This is a genomic window from Streptomyces sp. NPDC060064 (assembly GCF_042736455.1).
Taxonomy (GTDB): domain Bacteria; phylum Actinomycetota; class Actinomycetes; order Streptomycetales; family Streptomycetaceae; genus Streptomyces.
Genome location: NZ_JBHWWF010000029.1, coordinates 37,678 through 55,957, shown reverse-complemented (window position 1 = coordinate 55,957; position 18,280 = coordinate 37,678). Strand labels below are relative to the sequence as shown.

Here is an 18,280-nt window from a genome sequence, read left to right as displayed (position 1 = left end):
GCGTCATGCCGGGCGGCTGTCAGACCAGTCCGAGCTGGGTGACAAGCATGGCGAGGACGACGACAAGGGTCCAGCCGAGGATGTGCTCGAGGACCTTGGAGTCCTCGGGGCCGCCGGTGCGGGTGCGGGGCTCGGCGCGGGCAGCGGTGACGGCAGCGGCGGTCGAAGTCATGGTGCGTCTCGTTCAGTCGTCTGGCGGATGGACGTCCCCCCGTGACCTCACCACAGTGCCAGCGATACCGGCCCCGGGGCAGCGACGTGCGTCACAGCGCCCGGGGCCGGCAGGTGCCTCATCGGATACCGACGGCCTCCAGAGCCCGGCGCTGGGCGGGGGTCGGATGGGCGGGCCAGTACAGATAACAGACGCCACCTGTGCCGGAGACCACTTTGCCGCTCGCGTTGTAGCGCTTGGTGCGGAGCCAGATCTTCTCCCACTCGGCGCGCCGGTAGACACGGCGTACGGCGCCGTTGCTGGGCGACGCGGGGTCGTTGGCGATCACATCGCCGTCGGCCGTGAAGCCGATCACGGTCATCAGATGCCCGGAGGTGCCGTAGCCCGCGCCGGTCAGCTCCTCCTTGAGGAAGGACTGAGACGTTATGGCCGGGATTCCTGCCCGGATGAGCGTCTCCAGGTCGGTGAGGGAGGAGAGCCGGGTGACGACCGAGCTCATGTCCTTGAAGGTGGCCGCGTAGGCGGCGTTGAAGGGCCAGTTGCCGCAGCCGTTGTACTGGTAGTCGAAGGTGAAGCGGGCCGCGTGGCAGACCTGCGGGTCGGCGAACGCGGGGTTCACCCAGGCCAGGTCGGCTGCCGACGGCTTCCGGCCCCAGTACTCGATGATCATCTGCGAGGAGGTGGGGCTGCACCAGGCCTCGCCGCCGTTGTCGTACTCCGGGTACTGGCCGACGTGGGTGTTCTGCGAGTAGCGCGGTACGGACAGCTCGCGGGCGAGTCCCGGCGTGGAGGCGGGGACGGTGAACCGGTCCGGGATGTCCGAGGCCATCGCGCCGAGCCGCCACACGGTGGGCGTGAGCCGGGTGCCGGGCTTGCGGTAGAGGGTCAGCCGCAGTTGGTGCGAGACCAGCCGCAGCCCGCCGGCCGCATCGTCGATGGAGAAGGTGTCGGTCCAGATACTGGCCTTGCCGTCGCTCTGGTCGTCGAGGGACGTCCGGCGGATGTCCCCGTCGCCCGCCGCCCAGCGGCCCATCACGAACCAGGGGGACCAGGTGGTGTCGGAGTAACTGCCGCGCAGCTCGACCTGGAGCCAGGTTCCGGCCGGGGTGTGTGCGTTCCAGGAGGCGATGGCCTCGGTCGCGGGCACCCGCGAGCGGTGGACGGGCGAGGTCCAGGTGGCGTACTCCCAGGTCGCGGTGGTGCCGGTGTGCGGATCGGTGTAGTCGGTGCGGCCGGCGGGAGCGGCGATGACGAGTCCGGGGCGGCGGCCGGCGACGGCTCGGGTGCCGGACGCGGTGCCGCAGCGCCAGTCGGTGTACGAGGTCCAGAACTGGTTGTCGACCAGCGGGACGGAGCCGGTACGGCCGGCCTCCGCGGCCGGCGCGGCGGCCGCCGGTGCGGCGGAGGACAGCGCCCCCGCACCCGCCGCTGCCGCGATCGCGGCGCTCAGCACGGATCTGCGCGAAGTAGGTCTGGGCATGGGACCCCCCAAAGTCAGGTGCGCGACAGTGGGGCAACTATCGCGGGTCCCGGCGGACTTCTGCCAGCACTTCGGACCGCGTCGCTTCACCAATATTGGTCTGGTCCACTGGCGTGACCTGCGGCGGGGTGCCCCGCACTCACGGGGTGGCGGGCCTCTTGGACAGCGGGCCTCCTAGGCTGGCGGGATGGACGACCTCGATCGGCAGGCCACGGCGCTGCGCGCACTTTCACCCTCGTGCGGACCCGTGCGGCTGATCGCTGTCGACGGCCACGCGGGCTCGGGGAAGAGCACGTTCGCGGCCCGGCTCGCGGCGGCGCTCGGCGAGGGCGTGCCGGTGCTGCATCTCGACGACCTGGCCACCCACGAGGAGTTCTTCGCCTGGACGGACCGGATGCTGACCCAGGTGATCGGTCCGCTCTCGCGCGGCAGGACCGCGCACTACGACCCGTACGACTGGAATCTGCGCCGCTTCGGGCCCCCACGCCCTCTGGAGGCGGCTCCTGTCGTGCTGATCGAGGGCGTGGGGGCGGGGCGGCGGGCGTTGCGCCCGTTTCTCGCGAGGCTGTTGTGGATGGAGCGCAGCGCGCAGGAGTCCTGGGAGCGGGGCCGGGACCGGGACGGGAGCGAGCTGTCCGCATTCTGGGACGGCTGGACGATGGCGGAGACACGCCATTTCTTGGCGGACCCTTCTCGTCCGTTCGCGGATGCCCTGGTACGCGAGTGCCAGGAGGGGTACGAGTGGCTCCAGGGACCTTCTGTGACAGCGTGACCGAACCGGATCATCACGTACAGTTACTGCTTTTACCTGGCATACCGAGCGGTCGGAAATCGCCCTCAAGAGTGCCTCAACTCTGCTTGACCGAGGGGGCGTACAGGTCTTACGTTCTCAATGTGCGGCTTTCCGGAGCCGCCGCAGACGCGAAGCCCCCGGTTGTTCCCCCGTGATCGGGGGCTTCGTTCTGCCCTCTCCCCCTCTTCCCCGGCGCCGCATCCCACTTCCCGCTCACCCTGGGTCACCGTCACCGGGGCGCTTGTCGTGCCCTTAGTCGCACACCCTTTGCGCAGGTACGATGCACCTCGGTGGGGTCAATTCCCGTCCACGGCAAGGTGGTTCAGTACGCTGCCGACGGGCGCCCGCCCGGCGGGACATCACAGGTGCACTTTTTGTGGGGGACCTGATGGACATCGGCACGCAGGGCGCACCGGCCCCGGCCGACCTCGCCTGGGTGCGCGGCGTGGACGCCTACACCATGGGTGCCTATCCGCAGGCGGAGGAGGAGTTCCGGGCCGCGGTCCGGATCGATCCCGGGATGGCCGACGGCTGGCTCGGACTGCACGCCCTGCGCGTCGACACCACCACCGCGCTGCTGCGCATGTACCGCAGCCGCGAGCGCTTCGGCGAGCAGCGCGCCCGCCATCGCCGCACCCTCAACTCCTGGTACTGGCTGGGCTGGTGGGTCCAGCCGGTACTCGAGAGCCCGCGTGATCTGCTGCTCGCCCACGCCTCCCACTGGCTCGACGGCCGTCATGTGCCGGAGCTGGACCGCGCCCTCGCGGGTCTGCCACCGGTCGACGCCGACCCCCAGGTGCGCTTTCTGCACGCCTGCCGCGCGTATCTGGTCAAGGACTGGGAGCAGCTCGTACGCCATACCGAACCGCTGATCAACGATCCGCTGCTGGGTATCGAGGCCGGGCTCTTCGGCGGGATGGCCCGGGTACGCCTGGAGATGTACGGGCAGGCCGAGCCGCTGCTCTCCGCCGCTCTGATGCGCTGCCGCAGCGAGCAGCCGCAGCGCAAGGAGCTGCGGTACTGGCTGGCGCGGGCGCACGAGGGCACCGGCCGCAGCGCCGCCGCCCTGCCGCTGTACCGGGCAGTGCACCGGATCGATCCGGCCTTCATGGACACCTCGGCGCGGCTGGCCGCGATCGCGGAGTACGACGGGATCGACGGGTACGACGAGTCGGCCGGACTGGCGGCGGTGTCGCTGGCCGGCTTCGGGCAGGACACCGCGGACGCGCAGGCAGAGGGGGAGAGTCCGCTCACGGCCGAGGCGCGGCTCGGCCCCGATCCGCAGACCCAGCTCCCGGGCGCCGTGCCGATCGTCCCGCCCGGCGGCATGAGGCCGAAGGCAGTCGTCCCCGCGCAGCCCACTCCGCCGCCGTTCCCGGCGGGCTCCACCGATCCGGTGCTGCTCGCCGAGGCGCTCGCGGAGCTGGAGCGGATGGTGGGCCTGGAGCCGGTGAAACGGCAGGTGAAGGCGTTGTCCGCGCAGCTGAAGATGGCTCGGCTGCGCGCCGATCAGGGGCTGCCGGTGCAGCCGCCGAAACGTCATTTTGTCTTCTCCGGCCCGTCCGGCACCGGCAAGACCACCGTCGCGCGCATCCTCGGCCGGGTGTTCTACGCGCTGGGCCTGCTCGGCGGCGACCATCTGGTCGAGGCCCAACGGGCCGATCTTGTGGGTGAGTTCCTGGGCCAGACGGCGGTGAAGGCCAATGAGCTGATCGACTCGGCGATCGGCGGAGTGCTGTTCGTGGACGAGGCGTACAGCCTCTTCAACTCCGGCTACACCAAGGGTGACGCGTACGGCGACGAGGCCCTCCAGGTCCTCCTCAAGCGGGCCGAGGACAACCGCGACCATCTGGTGGTCATCCTGGCCGGCTACCCCGAGGGCATGGACCGGCTGCTCGCCACCAACCCCGGGCTGTCCTCACGCTTCACCACCCGGGTCGACTTCCCCTCGTACCGCCCTCTCGAACTGACCGCCATCGGCGAAGTGCTCGCCGCCGAGAACGGCGATGTGTGGGACGACGAGGTGCGTGAGGAGCTGCGCTCCATCAGCGGCCATGTGGTCGACCAGGGCTGGATCGACGAGCTCGGCAACGGCCGTTTTCTGCGCACGCTGTACGAGAAGAGCTGCGCCTACCGGGATCTGCGGCTGTCCGGATATCCGGGCACACCGACCCGCGAGGATCTCGCCACGCTGCGGCTGCCCGATCTGATGCAGGCGTACGGCGAGGTCCTGTCGGGCCGCGGTCCGGTGGACCGCGACCCGCAGGATCCGCCGCTCTGAGCCGGCGCTACTTCTGAAACACGCCCTCGGCCTCAGCCGACCAGGGCGGTGTCCAGGGCAGCCTCAGGCGCACGGGGCACCGTCACCCGGTGGGACGGGTCGCGGACCTCGCCGACCAGCATTTCCAGGACGTCCTCCAGAGCGACCAGTCCCAGCACCCGCCCCGACGCGTCCGCGACCTGGGCGAGATGGGTGGCCGCACGGCGCATCACGGTGAGGGCGTCGTCCAGCGGGAGTTCGGCCCGCAGGGTCGCCATGGGGCGCCAGATCTGCTGGGGCACGGCCCGTTCCCTCTCCTCCAGGTCGAGGACGTCCTTGACATGGAGATAGCCCATGAACGGGCCTTCGCCCTCCCCGCAGACCGGGAAGCGGGAGTAACCGGTGCATACCGTCAGCTCCTCGACCTGGCGCGGGGTGACCGACGGGGCGACCGTCACCAGGGCGGAGCGGGTGATCAGCACATCCCTCACCGGGCGGCTGCCCAGCTCCAGCGCGTCCTCGAGCCGCTCCTGCTCCGCGGGCTCCAGCAGCCCCGCCTGGCCCGAGTCCTCCACCAGACGGTTCAGCTGCTCGCTGGTGAAGACCGCCTCCACCTCGTCCTTCGGTTCGACGCGGAAGGCCCGCAGCACCAGCCGGGCGCAGGCGCCGAGCGCCACCGTGACCGGTCGGCACAGCCGGGCGAAGGTGACCAGGCCCGGGCTGAACCAGAGCGCGGTCTTCTCGGGAGCGGCCATCGCCAGGTTCTTCGGGACCATCTCGCCGATGACGAGGTGCAGGAACACGACCACGGCCAGCGCGATGACGTAACCCAGCGGATGGATCAGCCCCTCGGGCAGATGCGCGGCCTGGAAGACCGGCTCCAGCAGATGCGCCACGGTCGGCTCGGCGACCGCGCCGAGGGTCAGTGAGCAGATGGTGATGCCGAACTGCGCGGCGGCCATCATCTGCGGCAGATTCTCCAGTCCGTGCAGCACCTGCCTGGCCCGCGAGGAGCCCTCCGCGGCCAGCGGTTCGATCTGGCTGCGGCGTACGGAGACGAGCGCGAACTCCGCGCCGACGAAGAAGCCGTTGGCCAGGACCAGGAGTATGGCGAAAAGGAGTTGGAGGACGCTCATCGCACGGCCTCCGGCACGGCCGGGACATCGGCGGTGCGCACCAGGCGCACCCGCTCGGCCCGGTAGCGGTCCACCTGGCGCACCGAGAGCCGCCAGCCGGGGAGTTCCGCCCGGTCGCCGGGGGCGGGGATACGCCCCAGCAGATCGGCGACGAGGCCCGCCACCGTCTCGTACGGGCCGTCGGGCACATCGAGGCCTATCCGGCGCAGCGTGAGGACGCGGCAGCTGCCGTCGGCCTCCCAGGCGGGGTTGCCGTCCTCCGAGGCCACGGAGGCCAGTTCGGGCTGGGCGTCCGCCTCGTCGTCGTGCTCGTCGCGGACCTCGCCGACGAGTTCCTCGATGATGTCCTCGAGCGTGACGACTCCGGCGGTGCCGCCGTACTCGTCGACCACGACGGCGATGGGCTGCTCGCTGCGCAGCCGCTCCAGCAGCTGCTGCACGGGCAGCGTCTCGGGCACGAGGAGCGGCGGGACGGCGACCCGGTCCACCCGGGTGCGCTGCCGTTCGTCCACCGGTACCGCCAGGGCGCCCTTGAGGTGCACCATGCCGACGATCTCGTCGATGCGCTCCCGGTAGACGGGAAAGCGCGAAAGACCGGTCGCGCGGGTGAGATTGAGGACATCGGCCGCGGTGGCGTCGCTCTGCAGCGCGCTCATCTTCACCCGCGGGGTCATCACATGCTGCGCGGTGAGATGTCCGAGCGAGAGGGTCCGTACGAACAGGTCGGCCGTGTCCTGCTCCAGCGCTCCGGCGCGTGCCGAGTGGCGGGCCAGCGAGACCAGCTCACCGGGCGTGCGGGCGGACGCCAGCTCCGCTGCGGGCTCGACGCCGAGCATCCGCACCAGACGGTTGGCGACGGTGTTGAGCAGGGTGATGACCGGGCGGAAGACGGTCGAGAAGAGATGCTGCGGGCCGGCGACGAAGCGCGCGACCTGCAACGGCCGGGAAACCGCCCAGTTCTTGGGGACGAGCTCACCGATCACCATCTGGACGGCGGAGGCGAGCAGCATCCCGATCACCACCGCGATCCCGGAGACGGCCCCTTCGGGCAGCCCGGTCGCGGAAAGCGGCCCGCGGAGCAGCCCGGCAAGCGCGGGCTCGGCGAGCATGCCGACGACGAGCGAGGTGATGGTGATGCCGAGCTGGGTGCCGGAGAGCTGGAAGGAAAGCTCCCGCAGCGCCTTGACGACGCGGCGGGCGCGGCGGTCGCCCTCGGCGGCGGCGCGCTCGGCATCGGGCCGCTCCACCGTGACCAGGCCGAACTCGGCCGCCACGAAGAAGCCGTTGGCGAGGATCAGGAGGAACGCTGCCGCGAGCAGCAGAAGAGAGATGATCATGCCGCCGCCTCCTGGGAGGGGGCGGCGCAGGTACTACCGGACGATCCGTCCATTGCTGGAGGGAGTCACTCCTCGGGTCGCAGGTGCCCCGCGGGCCGCTGGGGGCCGGGTGGTGCGGGGCGGGGCGCGCTTGTCGCCACCGTCACCAGAGTAGACAGGTGAGCCGCGGACGCGGCAGGGGCATCGCCGCTCAGTCCTCGTCCGGGCGGGTGCCTCGGCTCTCCGCGAGGGCCCGCAGGGCGCGCGCGTCACTGATGGCGTGCGCCTTGGCGATACCCGGCTGAATGCCCAGTACGGGCAGGCTGGTGCCGTCGCTGAGGTCGAGGAAGACCCAGGGGTCGCCGGGGCGGAGATTCACCCGCAGGATCTCGGCCCACTCCAGTTGGCGCGTACGGGTGAGATTGACGACAGTGACGCCGTTCTCGTCGGCGACGACCTTCGGTCGGCTCAGCAGGGCCAGTACGCCGAAGAAGACCAGGGCGGTGAAGACGAAGCTGCTCCGCTCCCCCGCGCTCAGCTTCTCCAGCAGCAGGGCGATGGCGGTGATCACGGCGAACATCACCACGCCCACGGTCAGCAGAACGACCCGGGTACGGGTCGGCCTGAAGGTGACCGGGAGCGCGGGGACTTGAGGTGCGGCGGCGGGCATGGTTTCCGGCATCCTTCAGAGGCGGCAGGCGTGGATGGCCGTGGTGAGGATCGCCCGAGCGCCGAGGTCGTACAGATCGTCCATGATCCGCTGCGCTTCCTTGGCCGCGACCATGGAACGGACGGCGACCCAGCCTTCGTGGTGCAGCGGCGAGATGGTCGGCGACTCGAGACCCGGGGTGAGGGCGACGGCCTGCTCGAGGTGCTCGACCCGGCAGTCGTAGTCCATCATCACGTAGCTGCGGGCGACCAGGACGCCCTGGAGGCGGCGCAGGAACTGCTGCACCTTGGGGTCGTCGGCGGGCGCGCCGGTGCGGCGGATGACGACCGCCTCGGACTTCATGATCGGCTCGCCGATGACCTCCAGACCGGCGTTGCGCAGGCTGGTGCCGGTCTCCACGACATCCGCGATGATCTGCGCGACGCCCAGCTGGATCGCGGTCTCCACGGCCCCGTCGAGGTGGACGACGGAGGCGTCGATGCCCTCGTCGGCGAGGTGCTTGGCGACGATGCCCTCGTAGGAGGTGGCGACCGTCATTCCGCCGAAGTCGCCGACTCCGGTGGCGGTGCCGGGCTTGGTCGCGTAGCGGAAGGTGGAGCGGGCGAAGCCGAGCTGGAGGATCTCCTCGGCGTTGGCGCCGGAGTCCAGCAGCAGATCGCGGCCGGTGATGCCGATGTCGAGCTTGCCGGAGCTGACATAGATCGCGATGTCGCGCGGGCGCAGGTAGAAGAACTCGACCTCGTTCTCGGGGTCGACGAGGACGAGCTCCTTGGACTCCTTGCGCTGCTGGTAGCCGGCCTCATGGAGCATCGCCGACGCAGGTCCGGACAGTGAACCCTTGTTGGGGACGGCGATGCGCAGCATGAGACGGGCTTCCTTTGTTCGCGTGTTCCGTACGGAGTCGGGGGCGGTGCTCAGAGGTGGGCGTAGACGTCGTCGAGGGAGATCCCGCGCGCGACCATCATCACCTGGACGTGGTACAGCAGCTGCGAGATCTCCTCGGCGGCGGCTTCCTTGCCCTCGTACTCGGCGGCCATCCACACCTCAGCGGCCTCCTCGACGACCTTCTTGCCGATGGCATGCACTCCCTTGTCCACCAGCTCGGCGGTACGGGAGGTGGCCGGGTCGCCGTTCTTCGCCTTGAGCTGCAGCTCGGCGAAGAGCTCTTCGAAGGTTTTGTTCGCCATGATGGTCCCAAGCGTAAGGGGTGGAGAAAGGCGGACGCGCAGCACCTCCATGGAAGGGGTGGTGGGCGACGGTTGGAACGCTCAGCGCCAGGGTTCGCTGACGGTACGCAGCGTGGTGGCGGTGGCGACGGCGGCGGTGACCGCCTCGTGGCCCTTGTCCTCGTTCGATCCGTCGAGTCCGGCCCGGTCCAGCGCCTGCTCCTCGGTGTCGCAGGTCAGGACGCCGAACCCGATCGGGACGCCGGTGTCGATGGAGACCTGGGTAAGGCCCTGGGTGACGCCCTGGCACACATACTCGAAGTGCGGGGTGCCGCCGCGGATGACGACGCCGAGCGCGACGACCGCGTCGTAGCCGCGGCCCGCCAGCACCTTGGCGACCACCGGCAGCTCGAAGCTGCCGGGGACACGCAGCAGTGTCGGCTCGTCGATGCCCAGCTCGTGCAGTGCGCGCAGGGCGCCGTCGACGAGGCCGTCCATGACCTTCTCGTGCCACTGGGCCGCGATCACCGCCACCCGCAGGTCGCCGCAGTTGCGTACGGACAGTTCGGGTGCACCCTTGCCGCTCATGTTTCTCCCTTGACGCTTACTGACTTACTGGTTGTTGCAGGCGGACGCGCTGGAGGCGTCGAGCCAGGGCAGGTCGTGTCCCATCCGGTCCCGCTTGGTGCGCAGATACCGGAGGTTGTGCTCGCCCGCCTGGACGGGCATCGGCTCGCGGCCGTGGACCGTGAGGCCGTGGCGGACGAGCGCGGTGATCTTGTCGGGGTTGTTGGTCATCAGCCGGAGGCTGCGTACGCCGAGGTCCTCCAGGATCTGCGCGCCCGCGGCGTAGTCGCGGGCGTCGGCGGGCAGGCCGAGTTCGAGGTTGGCGTCGAGCGTGTCGCGGCCGCGCTCCTGGAGTTCGTACGCACGAAGCTTGGACAGCAGGCCGATGCCGCGGCCCTCGTGGCCACGCAGATAGACGACGACGCCGCGGCCGGCCTCGGTGATGTGCTCCATGGAGGCCTGCAGCTGGGGGCCGCAGTCGCAGCGCAGCGAGTGGAAGATGTCGCCGGTCAGGCACTCGGAGTGGACCCGTACGAGGACGTCCTCGCCGTCGCCGATCTCGCCGTGGACGAGCGCGACATGCTCGACGCCGTCGACGGTGGAGCGGTAGCCGTAGGCGGTGAACTGGCCGAAGGAGGTGGGCAGATTTACCTCGGCCTCGCGCTTGACGGTCGGCTCGGAGGTGCGGCGGTACGCGATCAGGTCCTCGATGGAGATGATCGTCAGTCCGTGCTTGCGGGCGAACGGGATCAGCTCGGGCAGTCGCAGCATCACGCCGTCCTCGCCCGCGATCTCGACGATCGCGCCGGCCGGGCGCAGTCCGGCGAGGCGGGCCAGGTCGACGGCGGCCTCGGTATGGCCGTTGCGGACCAGCACCCCGCCGGGCTTGGCGCGGAGCGGGAAGACATGGCCGGGACGTACGAAGTCGGACGCCTCGGCCCGGCCGCCGGCCAGCAGTTGGAGGGTGGTTGCGCGGTCGGCCGCGGAGATGCCGGTGGTCACGCCGAACGCGGGGCCCGCGTCGACGGAGACGGTGAACGCCGTCCGCATCGACTCGGTGTTGCGCTCGACCATCTGCGGCAGGTCCAGCCGCTCCAGCTCCTCGCCCTCCATGGGAGCGCAGATCAGGCCGCGGCACTCGCTCATCATGAAGGCGATGATCTCGGGCGTGGCCTTCTCGGCGGCGATGACGAGGTCGCCCTCGTTCTCGCGGTCCTCGTCGTCGACGACCACGACGGGCCGTCCTGCGGCGATGTCACGAATGGCCTGCTCCACCGGGTCGAGGGCGAAGTCCTCGACGTTGTCGGTGGAGTACCAGGTGGGTGTCGGCGAGGCGGCGCGAAGCACCTCGGCGAGGGCGGGGGTGGGTGACGGGCGGGAGGTCATGCTGCCACTCCTTCCAGAGCAGGCTTGACGCTCCCGCGGGAGCGCAGCCACCAGTCGCGCATGCCCCACAGGACGAGCGCGAAGTAGACCACGTAGACCAGGCCGGAGAAGGCCAGGCCACTGTTGAAGGCCAGCGGAACGCCGACGATGTCGACGAGCAGCCAGGCGAACCAGAACTCGACCAGACCACGGGCCTGGGCGACCATCGCGACCAGGGTCCCGACGAAGATGTACGCGTCGGCCCACGGGCTCCAGGACAGCGACGGGTAGAGGGTGAACAGCCCGCCGACGGCCAGGGTGCCGACGACCGCACCGGCCAGCAGCACCCCGCGCTCGCGCCAGTCGGCGAAGCGGACGGCGATCGAGCCGTCCTGGGCCTGCCGGCGTCCGCTGGTCCACTGCCGCCAGCCCCACAGGGCGACGCCGATGACCAGCAGCTGCTTGCCGACGCCACCGCTGAGCTGGGCGGAGGCGTACGCGCCGACCAGGATGACGCCGGAGGCGAACTGGGCGGGCCAGGTCCATATCGAGCGCCGCCAGCCGAGCGCGAGTGCGATCAGACCGATGGAGTTGCCGATCATGTCGGACCACATGATGTGCTGGCCGAAGGCCGTGAAGGCCTCTCCGTTGAGCCAGGACAGGGCGCTCACTTGGCCGTCTCCTTGGTTTCTGCGGCGTTCGCCGCGTCCGCGGCGTCTGCGGCGTCTGCGGCGTCCGCAGCCTCGGCGCCGAGCAGTCGCTCGACGTACTTGGCGATGACGTCGACCTCGAGGTTGACGAGATCACCGCTCTGCTTGATGCCGAGCGTGGTGAGCGCGAGGGTGGTGGGGATGAGGCTGATGGTGAAGTAGTCGGGGCCCGCGTCAACGACGGTCAGGCTGACGCCGTCGACGGTGATCGACCCCTTCTCGACGACATAGCGGGTGAGGTCGGCGGGGAGCGAGATCTTCACGATCTCCCAGTTCTCCGAGGGCTTCCGCTCGACGACGGTGCCGGTACCGTCCACATGGCCCTGGACGATGTGGCCGCCGAGCCGGCCGCCGACGGCCATCGGCCGCTCCAGGTTGACGCGGGAGCCTTCCTCGAGGGCTCCGAGGCTGGAGCGCTTGAGGGTCTCGGCCATCACATCGGCGGTGAACTCGCCGTCGCCGAAGTCCACGACGGTGAGGCAGACGCCGTTGACGGCGATCGAGTCGCCATGCTTCGCGCCTTCGGTGACGACGGGGCCGCGCAGTCGGAAGCGGGAGGAGTCGCCGAGATTCTCGACGGCGGTGACCTCACCCAGCTCTTCAACGATTCCGGTGAACACTCAGCGCTCCTTCGGGGCTTTGGCGGGGGTGGCAGTAACACGCAGATCGGGGCCGACGCGGACGGTCTCCGTCATGTCGAGCCGCAACGCTTCGGTGATCGTGGAGATTCCGGCCTCGGCGAGGGCGGTGCGGCCGGCGCCGAGGAGTACGGGGGCGAGATAACCGACGACCTTGTCGACGGCGCCCGCGGCGACGAAGGCTCCGGCGAGCGTCGGGCCGCCCTCGAGCAGCACGGAGCGGACGCCGCGCTGGTACAGGGCTTCCAACAGGGCCGGTACGGACAGGCCGTGCGCCGCGCGAGGCAGCCGTACGACATCGAGCAGTGCGGTCTCGGCGTCCTCGGCGACCGCGATCAGCGTGGGCGCGGCGTCGTCGAGGACGCGGGCGCCGGGCTTGACGGCGGTGCCTTCGGTGTCGACGACGACGCGCAGCGGCTGGACGGCGCCTTCGATGCCGCGGACCGCGAGGTGCGGGTCGTCGGCGCGGACCGTGCCGGAGCCGACGATCACCGCGTCGGCCTCGGCGCGCAGCCGGTGGACGTCAGCGCGGGACTCGGGCGAGGTGATCCAGCGGCTGGTGCCGTCCTGCGCGGCGATACGGCCGTCGAGGGTCGCGGCGTACTTCCACAGGACGTAGGGGCGGCCGAGGCGAACGGAGGTGAGCCAGGCGATGTTGCCCGCCTCGGCCTGTTCGGCGAGGAGGCCCTGCTCGACCTGGACTCCGGCGGCGCGCAGCGTGTCCGCGCCACCGGTGGCCTGCGCGTTCGGGTCGCCGACCGCGTACACGACCCGTCCGACCCCGGCCTCGACCAGCGCTTGGGCGCACGGGCCGGTGCGGCCGGTGTGGTTACAGGGCTCGAGGGTGACGTACGCGGTGCCGCCACGTGCGCGCTCTCCGGCCTCGCGCAGTGCGTGGACCTCGGCGTGCGGGCCGCCGGCGCGCTGGTGGAAGCCGGCACCGGCAGGCTGTCCGGAGGCGTCGAGGATGACGCAACCGACGACCGGGTTGGGGCTGGTGGAGCCGAGTCCGCGGGCGGCGAGCTGGATCGCTCGGCGCATGGCGTCTGCGTCGGCTGCGGTGGCCACCGGGTCCTCCTGCCTCTTCGGGCACGGACTCCGGGGCCTGTCGATGACGACAGAGAGCGGGACAATGATTCACAGCGACGCCGAGGCCGAGCGCACCGATCGCCGAGTACGGCGATCAGCCACTACGGCCGGCGTACCGGAAAGGTCGCCCGCCGCGCACTGCCTCCCATCCGGACTTTCACCGTCGGTCCAGGAATTTCACCTGGTCAACCGGCCGCTGGATGCGGACGGGTCGCGGACTATAACCGCCGGTTCGGAATTACACCGACCCCGGAGTGCGCTGCTGCTGATACAGGGCCAGTGTGCCACGCCCAGTGATGGGCCATGCGAGTGAACAGCTGTGGGCTGACTCACAAGGTCGTGTCGAATGGCTGATTCCGACCTATTGACCGCCCTGGTCTAGTCCATTTAATCTCTGCGGCACCTCCGCGGACCGTGGGGTGTCGACCGCCCGGCGGCGGAGTCCAGGCCCTTGCCGCCGCCGGGCTCCCGGCCGGTCCGACACGACGGCCCCATGACCTCCATCCACTGCGCCTCCACTCCGCGAGGCGGCCCGGGTGGACAATCCTGCGGACGACCCAGTTCCACGACCAGGTGCTGCGCCTTCTGGCGGGCGCGGCCCGGCTCCCGGTGATGCCGAGCTGCCGTCCGGGGTGAGCCTCCAGCCATCGACACGGGCGAAGTCGCCGGCCGGCCGGGTGGCGGACATGGATGGTCCGGAGATCCGTCCGCTGCCGGATCTGGCGCGGGCCTGTCTCCGCGCAGGTGGCAGGCGCCGCCCGGTACTGCCGGTGCGGCCGGCCGGGAAGGCGTACGCGGGCTATCGCAGAGGTGAGCAGCTGACGCCCGAACGGGCTGTCGGCAAGGTCCCGTTCGAGCGGTTCCTGGCGCAGCGACTGGGTTGATTTCAGCCTTTCCGGCGATTGAGGACGAACCCGCCGCCGCGTGGGCCCGGTCACAACGATCGCGGCCCGCCGTGCACTTGTGCGCCCGGTGCGAAGAGTTCGTCCTGGGCCGCCTCACGCGCCGCCAGCAGCGCTCCGCTCAGGACCGCGGCGCCGCCGAGCCTTCCCGCCCGTATCTCCGTACGCAGCGGAGAGAGCTCGGCCAGCCGGGCCTCGACCCGGGCGGCCAGTTCCGCGCCGCCCGCATGGCCGACCTCACCGCCCAGGACCACACAGCCCGGGTCGAGGACGGAGGCGACCGCGGCCGCGCCGAGCGCGAGACGGTCGGCGAGGGCATCGAGGAAATCGTCCCGACCGGCGGTCACGGCTGTCCGGACGACCGCCGCGGCCCTCGGTTCCTGGGACTGCGGCACCTCGATGCCGTGCCGGCCGGCGAGCGCGCAGATCGCGGCGGACGCGGCCAGCGAGTGGAAGCCACCCTCGCAGTCGACCCCGCTCGGGAGTCCCGCCGTGCCGGGTACCGGCAGGAAGCCGATCTCACCCGCGCCGCCCGACGCGCCTCGGCGGAGTCTGCCGTCGAGGAAGAGGGCCGCGCCGATCCCGTGGCCGAGCCACAGCAGCGCGAAGGTGTCGCGATCGCGGGCCGCGCCGAGGCGCTGTTCGGCCACGGCGGCCAGATTGGTCTCGTTCTCGACGAGGACCCTGGCAGGCAGCCGCTCCTGGAGCGCGGCGACGAGGCGGCGGTGCCAGGCGGGCAGGCCGGAGGTGTCGCGCAGTTCGCCGGTGACCGGGTCGATCAGGCCGGGCGCGCCGATCCCGACGCTGTGCAGCCGGGCCGCGCCCGCCTCCTTGGCCGTCCGCTCCAGGAGTGCGACCGCCCGCTCGACGGCGGGCCCGGTGCCGGTGTCGCCGCCGATGGGCAGCGAAGCCTCGGCGAGGGTGACGCCGAGCAGATCGGCGACGACCACGGTCACGCTCTGGGTGCGTACGTCGAGGGCGGCCAGGTGCGCGCGGTCGGCGACGATCCCGTACAGCCGGGCATTGGGGCCGCGGCGCTCGGCGCCCGCCTCGCCGACAACCTGTATCAGACCGGACAGCTGCAGCCGCTCCACCAGATCGGCGACGGTGGGACGGGAGAGTCCGGTCATGGTCTTCAGCTGCCCTGCCGTCAACGGGCCTTCCTGCTGCAGCAGTCGGAGGGCGAGCCGGTCGTTGATGGCCCGGGCGGTGCTCGGAGATGCGGGCATGCCGGAATCCTTCCAGATCGCTGCCGCCACTATTTATCAGGCAGGGTTCCTGATAGTTTACGCGGGACTTCTGCGGGGAGGGGCATAGACATGGCCGGCGAAGTGGTCTTCGGACGGAGCCAGTTGAAGCGCGCGCGGTTCGCCGTAGCCGCCGTCTTCTGTGTGCACGGCGCGGTCACCGGCAGCTTCGCCACCCGCGTTCCCTGGATCCAGGAGCATGCGGCGGTCGGCGCGGGGCAGCTCGGTCTCGCGCTCGCCTTTCCGGCGCTCGGCGCCTCCGTGGCAATGCCGCTGGCCGGTGCGATCAGCCACCGCTTCGGCGCGCGCAACGCGCTGCGCGGCCTGATCACTCTGTGGACGCTCTCGCTGACCCTGCCGTCCCTCGCCCCGAATCTGCTCTCCCTCTGTACGGCGCTGTTCGTGTTCGGCGCCACGGCGGGCATGTCGGACGTGGCGATGAACGCCCTGGGCGTCGAGATCGAGAACCGCCTCGACCGCTCGATCATGTCCGGACTGCACGGCATGTGGAGCGCCGGTGCGCTGATCGGCTCCGCGGGCGGCACACTCGCCGCACATCTCGGCAGCGACGCACGGCTGCACCACGCCCTCGCCGCCGCGGCCCTGACCGCGCTCGGGCTGATCGCCTGTCAGGGCGTACTGGACCTGCGCAGCGCGCCCCACGAGGAGCCGCCGCCGCGTTTCGCGCTGCCGCCCAGGTCGGCGATCGTCATCGGCGCGGTCGGGTTCTGCGCGGTGTTCGCGGAGGGCGCCAGCCTTGACTGGTCCGCGGTCTTCCTGCGGGACGTACTGGACACCTCGGCCGGTCTCGCGGCCGCCTCCACCACGGCCTTCGCGCTGACCATGGCGGTGGCGCGGCTCGCGGGCGACCGGATCGTGGACCGCTTCGGCCCGGTGCGCACGGTGCGGGTGGGCGGTGTGCTTGCGACCGCGGGCGGGCTGCTGGTGGTCGTGGCGCCCCATCCGGCCGTGGCGATGACCGGTTTCGCGTTCATCGGGCTCGGTGTGGCTGTGGTCGTGCCGCTCGCCTTCGCGGCGGCCGGGCGCAGCGGCCCCAATCCCAGTCAGGCCATCGCAGGCGTCGCCACCATCACGTACACCTCGGGACTCATCGCTCCCTCGGCGATCGGCGCGGTCGCCGACGCGACGAGTCTGGTGGTCTCCTTCGGCCTTGTGACGGCGCTGACGTGCGGGCTGGTCGCGGGCGCGGGGGTGCTGCGCTCGGCCGGTCGGGAGAGCGCGAGGTCGGGCGTCGCGGACACGGTGACGCGGGCTGATTTCAGCCCCTCCGGCGATTGAGGAGCGGGGTGCGGTGCGGAACCCCGCCGGTGCGGAGCGCGCCGCTCAGCCCGCGATGGAGTCGAGCTGTTCCGCCGCGGGCCGCAGCGCCCAGAGGTCCCCGCCCGGCGGAGTCTCCAGGCGCGGGACCGCAGCCCTGGCCTGCCGGTCACCGGCGTCGGCGGCCGCATGCACCACATCACTCGCCGCGTACCGGTAGAACTCGAGCTCGGGGTGCGGCCAGGCGGCCGCCCCGGTCGCGGCGGGCAGCAGATAGTCGACCGCCTTGAACAGGCTCTGCGCCTGCGGCCCCTGATAGGCCCAGAGGTTCACACCCACATGCTTGCCGATGGCCGCCAGCCGGGTGTACGCGACCAGGTCGAAGGTCGAGTAGTGCCAGCTGCGGGTCCGGGCGAGCTCCTGCGGCTGACTGCCGTCGGCGGCTATCTGGGGGTCGATCCGCTTGCCGCGGGCGTCGAGGACGACCTTGCGCGCGAGGTCCTTGTCGCCGGTGGCGAGGGCCAGGGCGGCCACCTGCATGTCATGGAACGTGCCGTGGTTGTTCTTGGCCGCCGACTCCTCCTTGCCGAAGGGAGAGTTCACCAGCCAGTCCAGGAAGGCCGTGTTCCACGCCCGCATCGCCGTCCGGTCGCTCGTCGACCAGCCGGGCGCCCCGGTGTCGAGGATCGCGACGGTGTCCAGGACGCTGGTGTACTGCTGGGAGAAGTCGATGATGCCGATCGCCCGGCCGTCGTACTTGCAGGGGATGAACTGCCCGTGGTTCAGATTGGGGTTCATCCGGGTCGCCGGGTCCACGAACCAGGTGCGCAGGATCGTCGACGCATGCTCGGCGTACTGCTTCTCGCCCGTGTAGTACCAGGCCAGACTCAGCGTGCTGACCGAGTTCACGACCTTGCCGATGTCGGGGCGGTCGGTGCCGGTGTCGACCTCGGGATTGCGCTCGCCGTCGCGCTGGACGTAGGGGCAACCCCAGGGATTCCCGGGCGTCTTGGGCTGCGAGGGCCACCAGTAGGGCGCCTGGCTCAGATAGTCGTGGACATCGCCGCCCGGTGCGGGCTTGGGCTTGTCCACGACGGTCCAGGGACCCTGCCCGAGCCAGCCGTCGGCGCGTGCGACAAGGGCCCGGGCCGCCTTGCGAAGTGCCGGATCGCCGTGGTCGAGACGCGACTTGGCCTCCTTGAGCCGCTTGCCGTCAATCACCACCGTCTTCGGCACCCGATGCGAGCCGGACGTGGCCGCGGCCTGGGACGACGCGATCGGTACGAGCACGGTCACGCAGGCGGCGACGGCGGTGAGCACAACTCCCAGGCGCCGTCGGGGTCTTCCGGTCATCGAGCGCTCCCATCAGATATGTGAACGATATTCATGAACGGGACCGTGTGAGCGTAGGGCCGCCAGGTACGAGTGACAATGCCGAGCGCACGATTCACGGATGGGACTCCGGCCCGGCCGCCGCATTCCGATGGCGCC

At 70.8% G+C, this 18,280-nt stretch carries 18 protein-coding genes and 1 riboswitch; of the genes, 4 read left to right on the top strand and 14 right to left on the bottom strand.

Annotation, left to right across the window (positions count from 1 at the left end):
- Nucleotides 1-19: 19 nt before the first annotated feature.
- Together ACFWDI_RS29570 and ACFWDI_RS29565 are read right to left on the bottom strand one after the other, a co-directional pair.
- Nucleotides 20-172 (bottom strand): SCO1431 family membrane protein, encoded by a 153-nt coding sequence (locus tag ACFWDI_RS29570; protein WP_327322229.1) that lies wholly within the window; start codon nucleotides 170-172, stop codon nucleotides 20-22.
- Between the two features lie 118 nt (nucleotides 173-290).
- Nucleotides 291-1,652 (bottom strand): peptidase C39 family protein, encoded by a 1,362-nt coding sequence (locus ACFWDI_RS29565; RefSeq protein ID WP_385308564.1) that lies wholly within the window; start codon nucleotides 1,650-1,652, stop codon nucleotides 291-293.
- A gap of 187 nt (nucleotides 1,653-1,839) precedes the next feature.
- Here ACFWDI_RS29565 and ACFWDI_RS29560 point away from each other — a divergent pair, with 187 nt between their 5' ends.
- Both ACFWDI_RS29560 and ACFWDI_RS29555 read left to right on the top strand, forming a co-directional pair.
- The gene (locus ACFWDI_RS29560) at nucleotides 1,840-2,424 is read left to right on the top strand and encodes a uridine kinase (RefSeq protein WP_385308562.1); all 585 of its coding nucleotides are present in this window, start codon (nucleotides 1,840-1,842) and stop codon (nucleotides 2,422-2,424) included.
- 409 nt (nucleotides 2,425-2,833) lie between these two features.
- Nucleotides 2,834-4,726: an AAA family ATPase gene (locus ACFWDI_RS29555; protein ID WP_385308671.1), complete on the top strand. Its 1,893-nt coding sequence runs from the start codon at nucleotides 2,834-2,836 to the stop codon at nucleotides 4,724-4,726.
- 32 nt (nucleotides 4,727-4,758) lie between these two features.
- Here the strand turns inward: ACFWDI_RS29555 and ACFWDI_RS29550 are convergent, their stop codons facing one another.
- The 10 genes from ACFWDI_RS29550 to ribD all read right to left on the bottom strand — a co-directional run bounded on the left by ACFWDI_RS29550 (nucleotide 4,759) and on the right by ribD (nucleotide 13,341).
- Complete coding sequence (locus ACFWDI_RS29550; RefSeq protein ID WP_385308560.1) at nucleotides 4,759-5,841, bottom strand: hemolysin family protein; 1,083 nt, start codon at nucleotides 5,839-5,841, stop codon at nucleotides 4,759-4,761.
- Nucleotides 5,838-7,178, bottom strand: a complete 1,341-nt coding sequence (locus ACFWDI_RS29545; protein WP_385308558.1) for a hemolysin family protein — start codon at nucleotides 7,176-7,178, stop codon at nucleotides 5,838-5,840. The genes ACFWDI_RS29550 and ACFWDI_RS29545 overlap by 4 nt, the downstream gene beginning before the upstream one ends.
- Before the next feature lie 190 nt (nucleotides 7,179-7,368).
- Complete coding sequence (locus ACFWDI_RS29540; protein WP_385308556.1) at nucleotides 7,369-7,827, bottom strand: PH domain-containing protein; 459 nt, start codon at nucleotides 7,825-7,827, stop codon at nucleotides 7,369-7,371.
- A gap of 15 nt (nucleotides 7,828-7,842) precedes the next feature.
- Nucleotides 7,843-8,691, bottom strand: coding sequence for an ATP phosphoribosyltransferase (gene hisG, locus ACFWDI_RS29535; protein WP_327322235.1), 849 nt, complete (start codon nucleotides 8,689-8,691; stop codon nucleotides 7,843-7,845).
- A gap of 50 nt (nucleotides 8,692-8,741) precedes the next feature.
- Complete coding sequence (locus tag ACFWDI_RS29530) at nucleotides 8,742-9,014, bottom strand: phosphoribosyl-ATP diphosphatase (protein ID WP_142215995.1); 273 nt, start codon at nucleotides 9,012-9,014, stop codon at nucleotides 8,742-8,744.
- An 81-nt stretch (nucleotides 9,015-9,095) separates the two neighbouring features.
- Nucleotides 9,096-9,581 carry a 6,7-dimethyl-8-ribityllumazine synthase gene (ribH, locus tag ACFWDI_RS29525; protein WP_327322236.1) on the bottom strand — a complete coding sequence of 162 codons (486 nt, stop codon included), beginning with the start codon at nucleotides 9,579-9,581 and terminating at the stop codon, nucleotides 9,096-9,098.
- Nucleotides 9,582-9,605: 24 nt separating this feature from the next.
- Nucleotides 9,606-10,946, bottom strand: a complete 1,341-nt coding sequence (locus ACFWDI_RS29520; RefSeq protein ID WP_385308551.1) for a bifunctional 3,4-dihydroxy-2-butanone-4-phosphate synthase/GTP cyclohydrolase II — start codon at nucleotides 10,944-10,946, stop codon at nucleotides 9,606-9,608.
- Nucleotides 10,943-11,596: a nicotinamide riboside transporter PnuC gene (locus ACFWDI_RS29515; RefSeq protein ID WP_385308549.1), complete on the bottom strand. Its 654-nt coding sequence runs from the start codon at nucleotides 11,594-11,596 to the stop codon at nucleotides 10,943-10,945. Before ACFWDI_RS29515 ends, ACFWDI_RS29520 begins: the two co-directional genes overlap by 4 nt.
- Nucleotides 11,593-12,255 (bottom strand): riboflavin synthase, encoded by a 663-nt coding sequence (locus ACFWDI_RS29510; protein ID WP_385308546.1) that lies wholly within the window; start codon nucleotides 12,253-12,255, stop codon nucleotides 11,593-11,595. Before ACFWDI_RS29510 ends, ACFWDI_RS29515 begins: the two co-directional genes overlap by 4 nt.
- On the bottom strand, nucleotides 12,256-13,341 hold the full coding sequence (gene ribD, locus ACFWDI_RS29505) for a bifunctional diaminohydroxyphosphoribosylaminopyrimidine deaminase/5-amino-6-(5-phosphoribosylamino)uracil reductase RibD (protein WP_385308544.1): 1,086 nt from the start codon (nucleotides 13,339-13,341) through the stop codon (nucleotides 12,256-12,258).
- 152 nt (nucleotides 13,342-13,493) lie between these two features.
- Nucleotides 13,494-13,624, bottom strand: a riboswitch (FMN riboswitch).
- A gap of 424 nt (nucleotides 13,625-14,048) precedes the next feature.
- Between ribD and ACFWDI_RS29500 the strand changes: the two genes are divergently transcribed.
- On the top strand, nucleotides 14,049-14,246 hold the full coding sequence (locus ACFWDI_RS29500) for a hypothetical protein (RefSeq protein ID WP_385308542.1): 198 nt from the start codon (nucleotides 14,049-14,051) through the stop codon (nucleotides 14,244-14,246).
- A 50-nt stretch (nucleotides 14,247-14,296) separates the two neighbouring features.
- Here the strand turns inward: ACFWDI_RS29500 and ACFWDI_RS29495 are convergent, their stop codons facing one another.
- Entirely contained in the window at nucleotides 14,297-15,493 is a 1,197-nt protein-coding gene (locus ACFWDI_RS29495; protein WP_385308539.1) for an ROK family transcriptional regulator, read from the bottom strand.
- Nucleotides 15,494-15,583: 90 nt separating this feature from the next.
- On the opposite strand from ACFWDI_RS29495, the gene ACFWDI_RS29490 reads away from it, so the two are divergent.
- On the top strand, nucleotides 15,584-16,810 hold the full coding sequence (locus ACFWDI_RS29490; RefSeq protein ID WP_385308537.1) for an MFS transporter: 1,227 nt from the start codon (nucleotides 15,584-15,586) through the stop codon (nucleotides 16,808-16,810).
- 45 nt (nucleotides 16,811-16,855) lie between these two features.
- Here ACFWDI_RS29490 and ACFWDI_RS29485 read toward each other — a convergent pair whose 3' ends face one another.
- Nucleotides 16,856-18,142 carry an alginate lyase family protein gene (locus tag ACFWDI_RS29485; protein WP_385308535.1) on the bottom strand — a complete coding sequence of 429 codons (1,287 nt, stop codon included), beginning with the start codon at nucleotides 18,140-18,142 and terminating at the stop codon, nucleotides 16,856-16,858.
- Nucleotides 18,143-18,280: the final 138 nt, after the last annotated feature.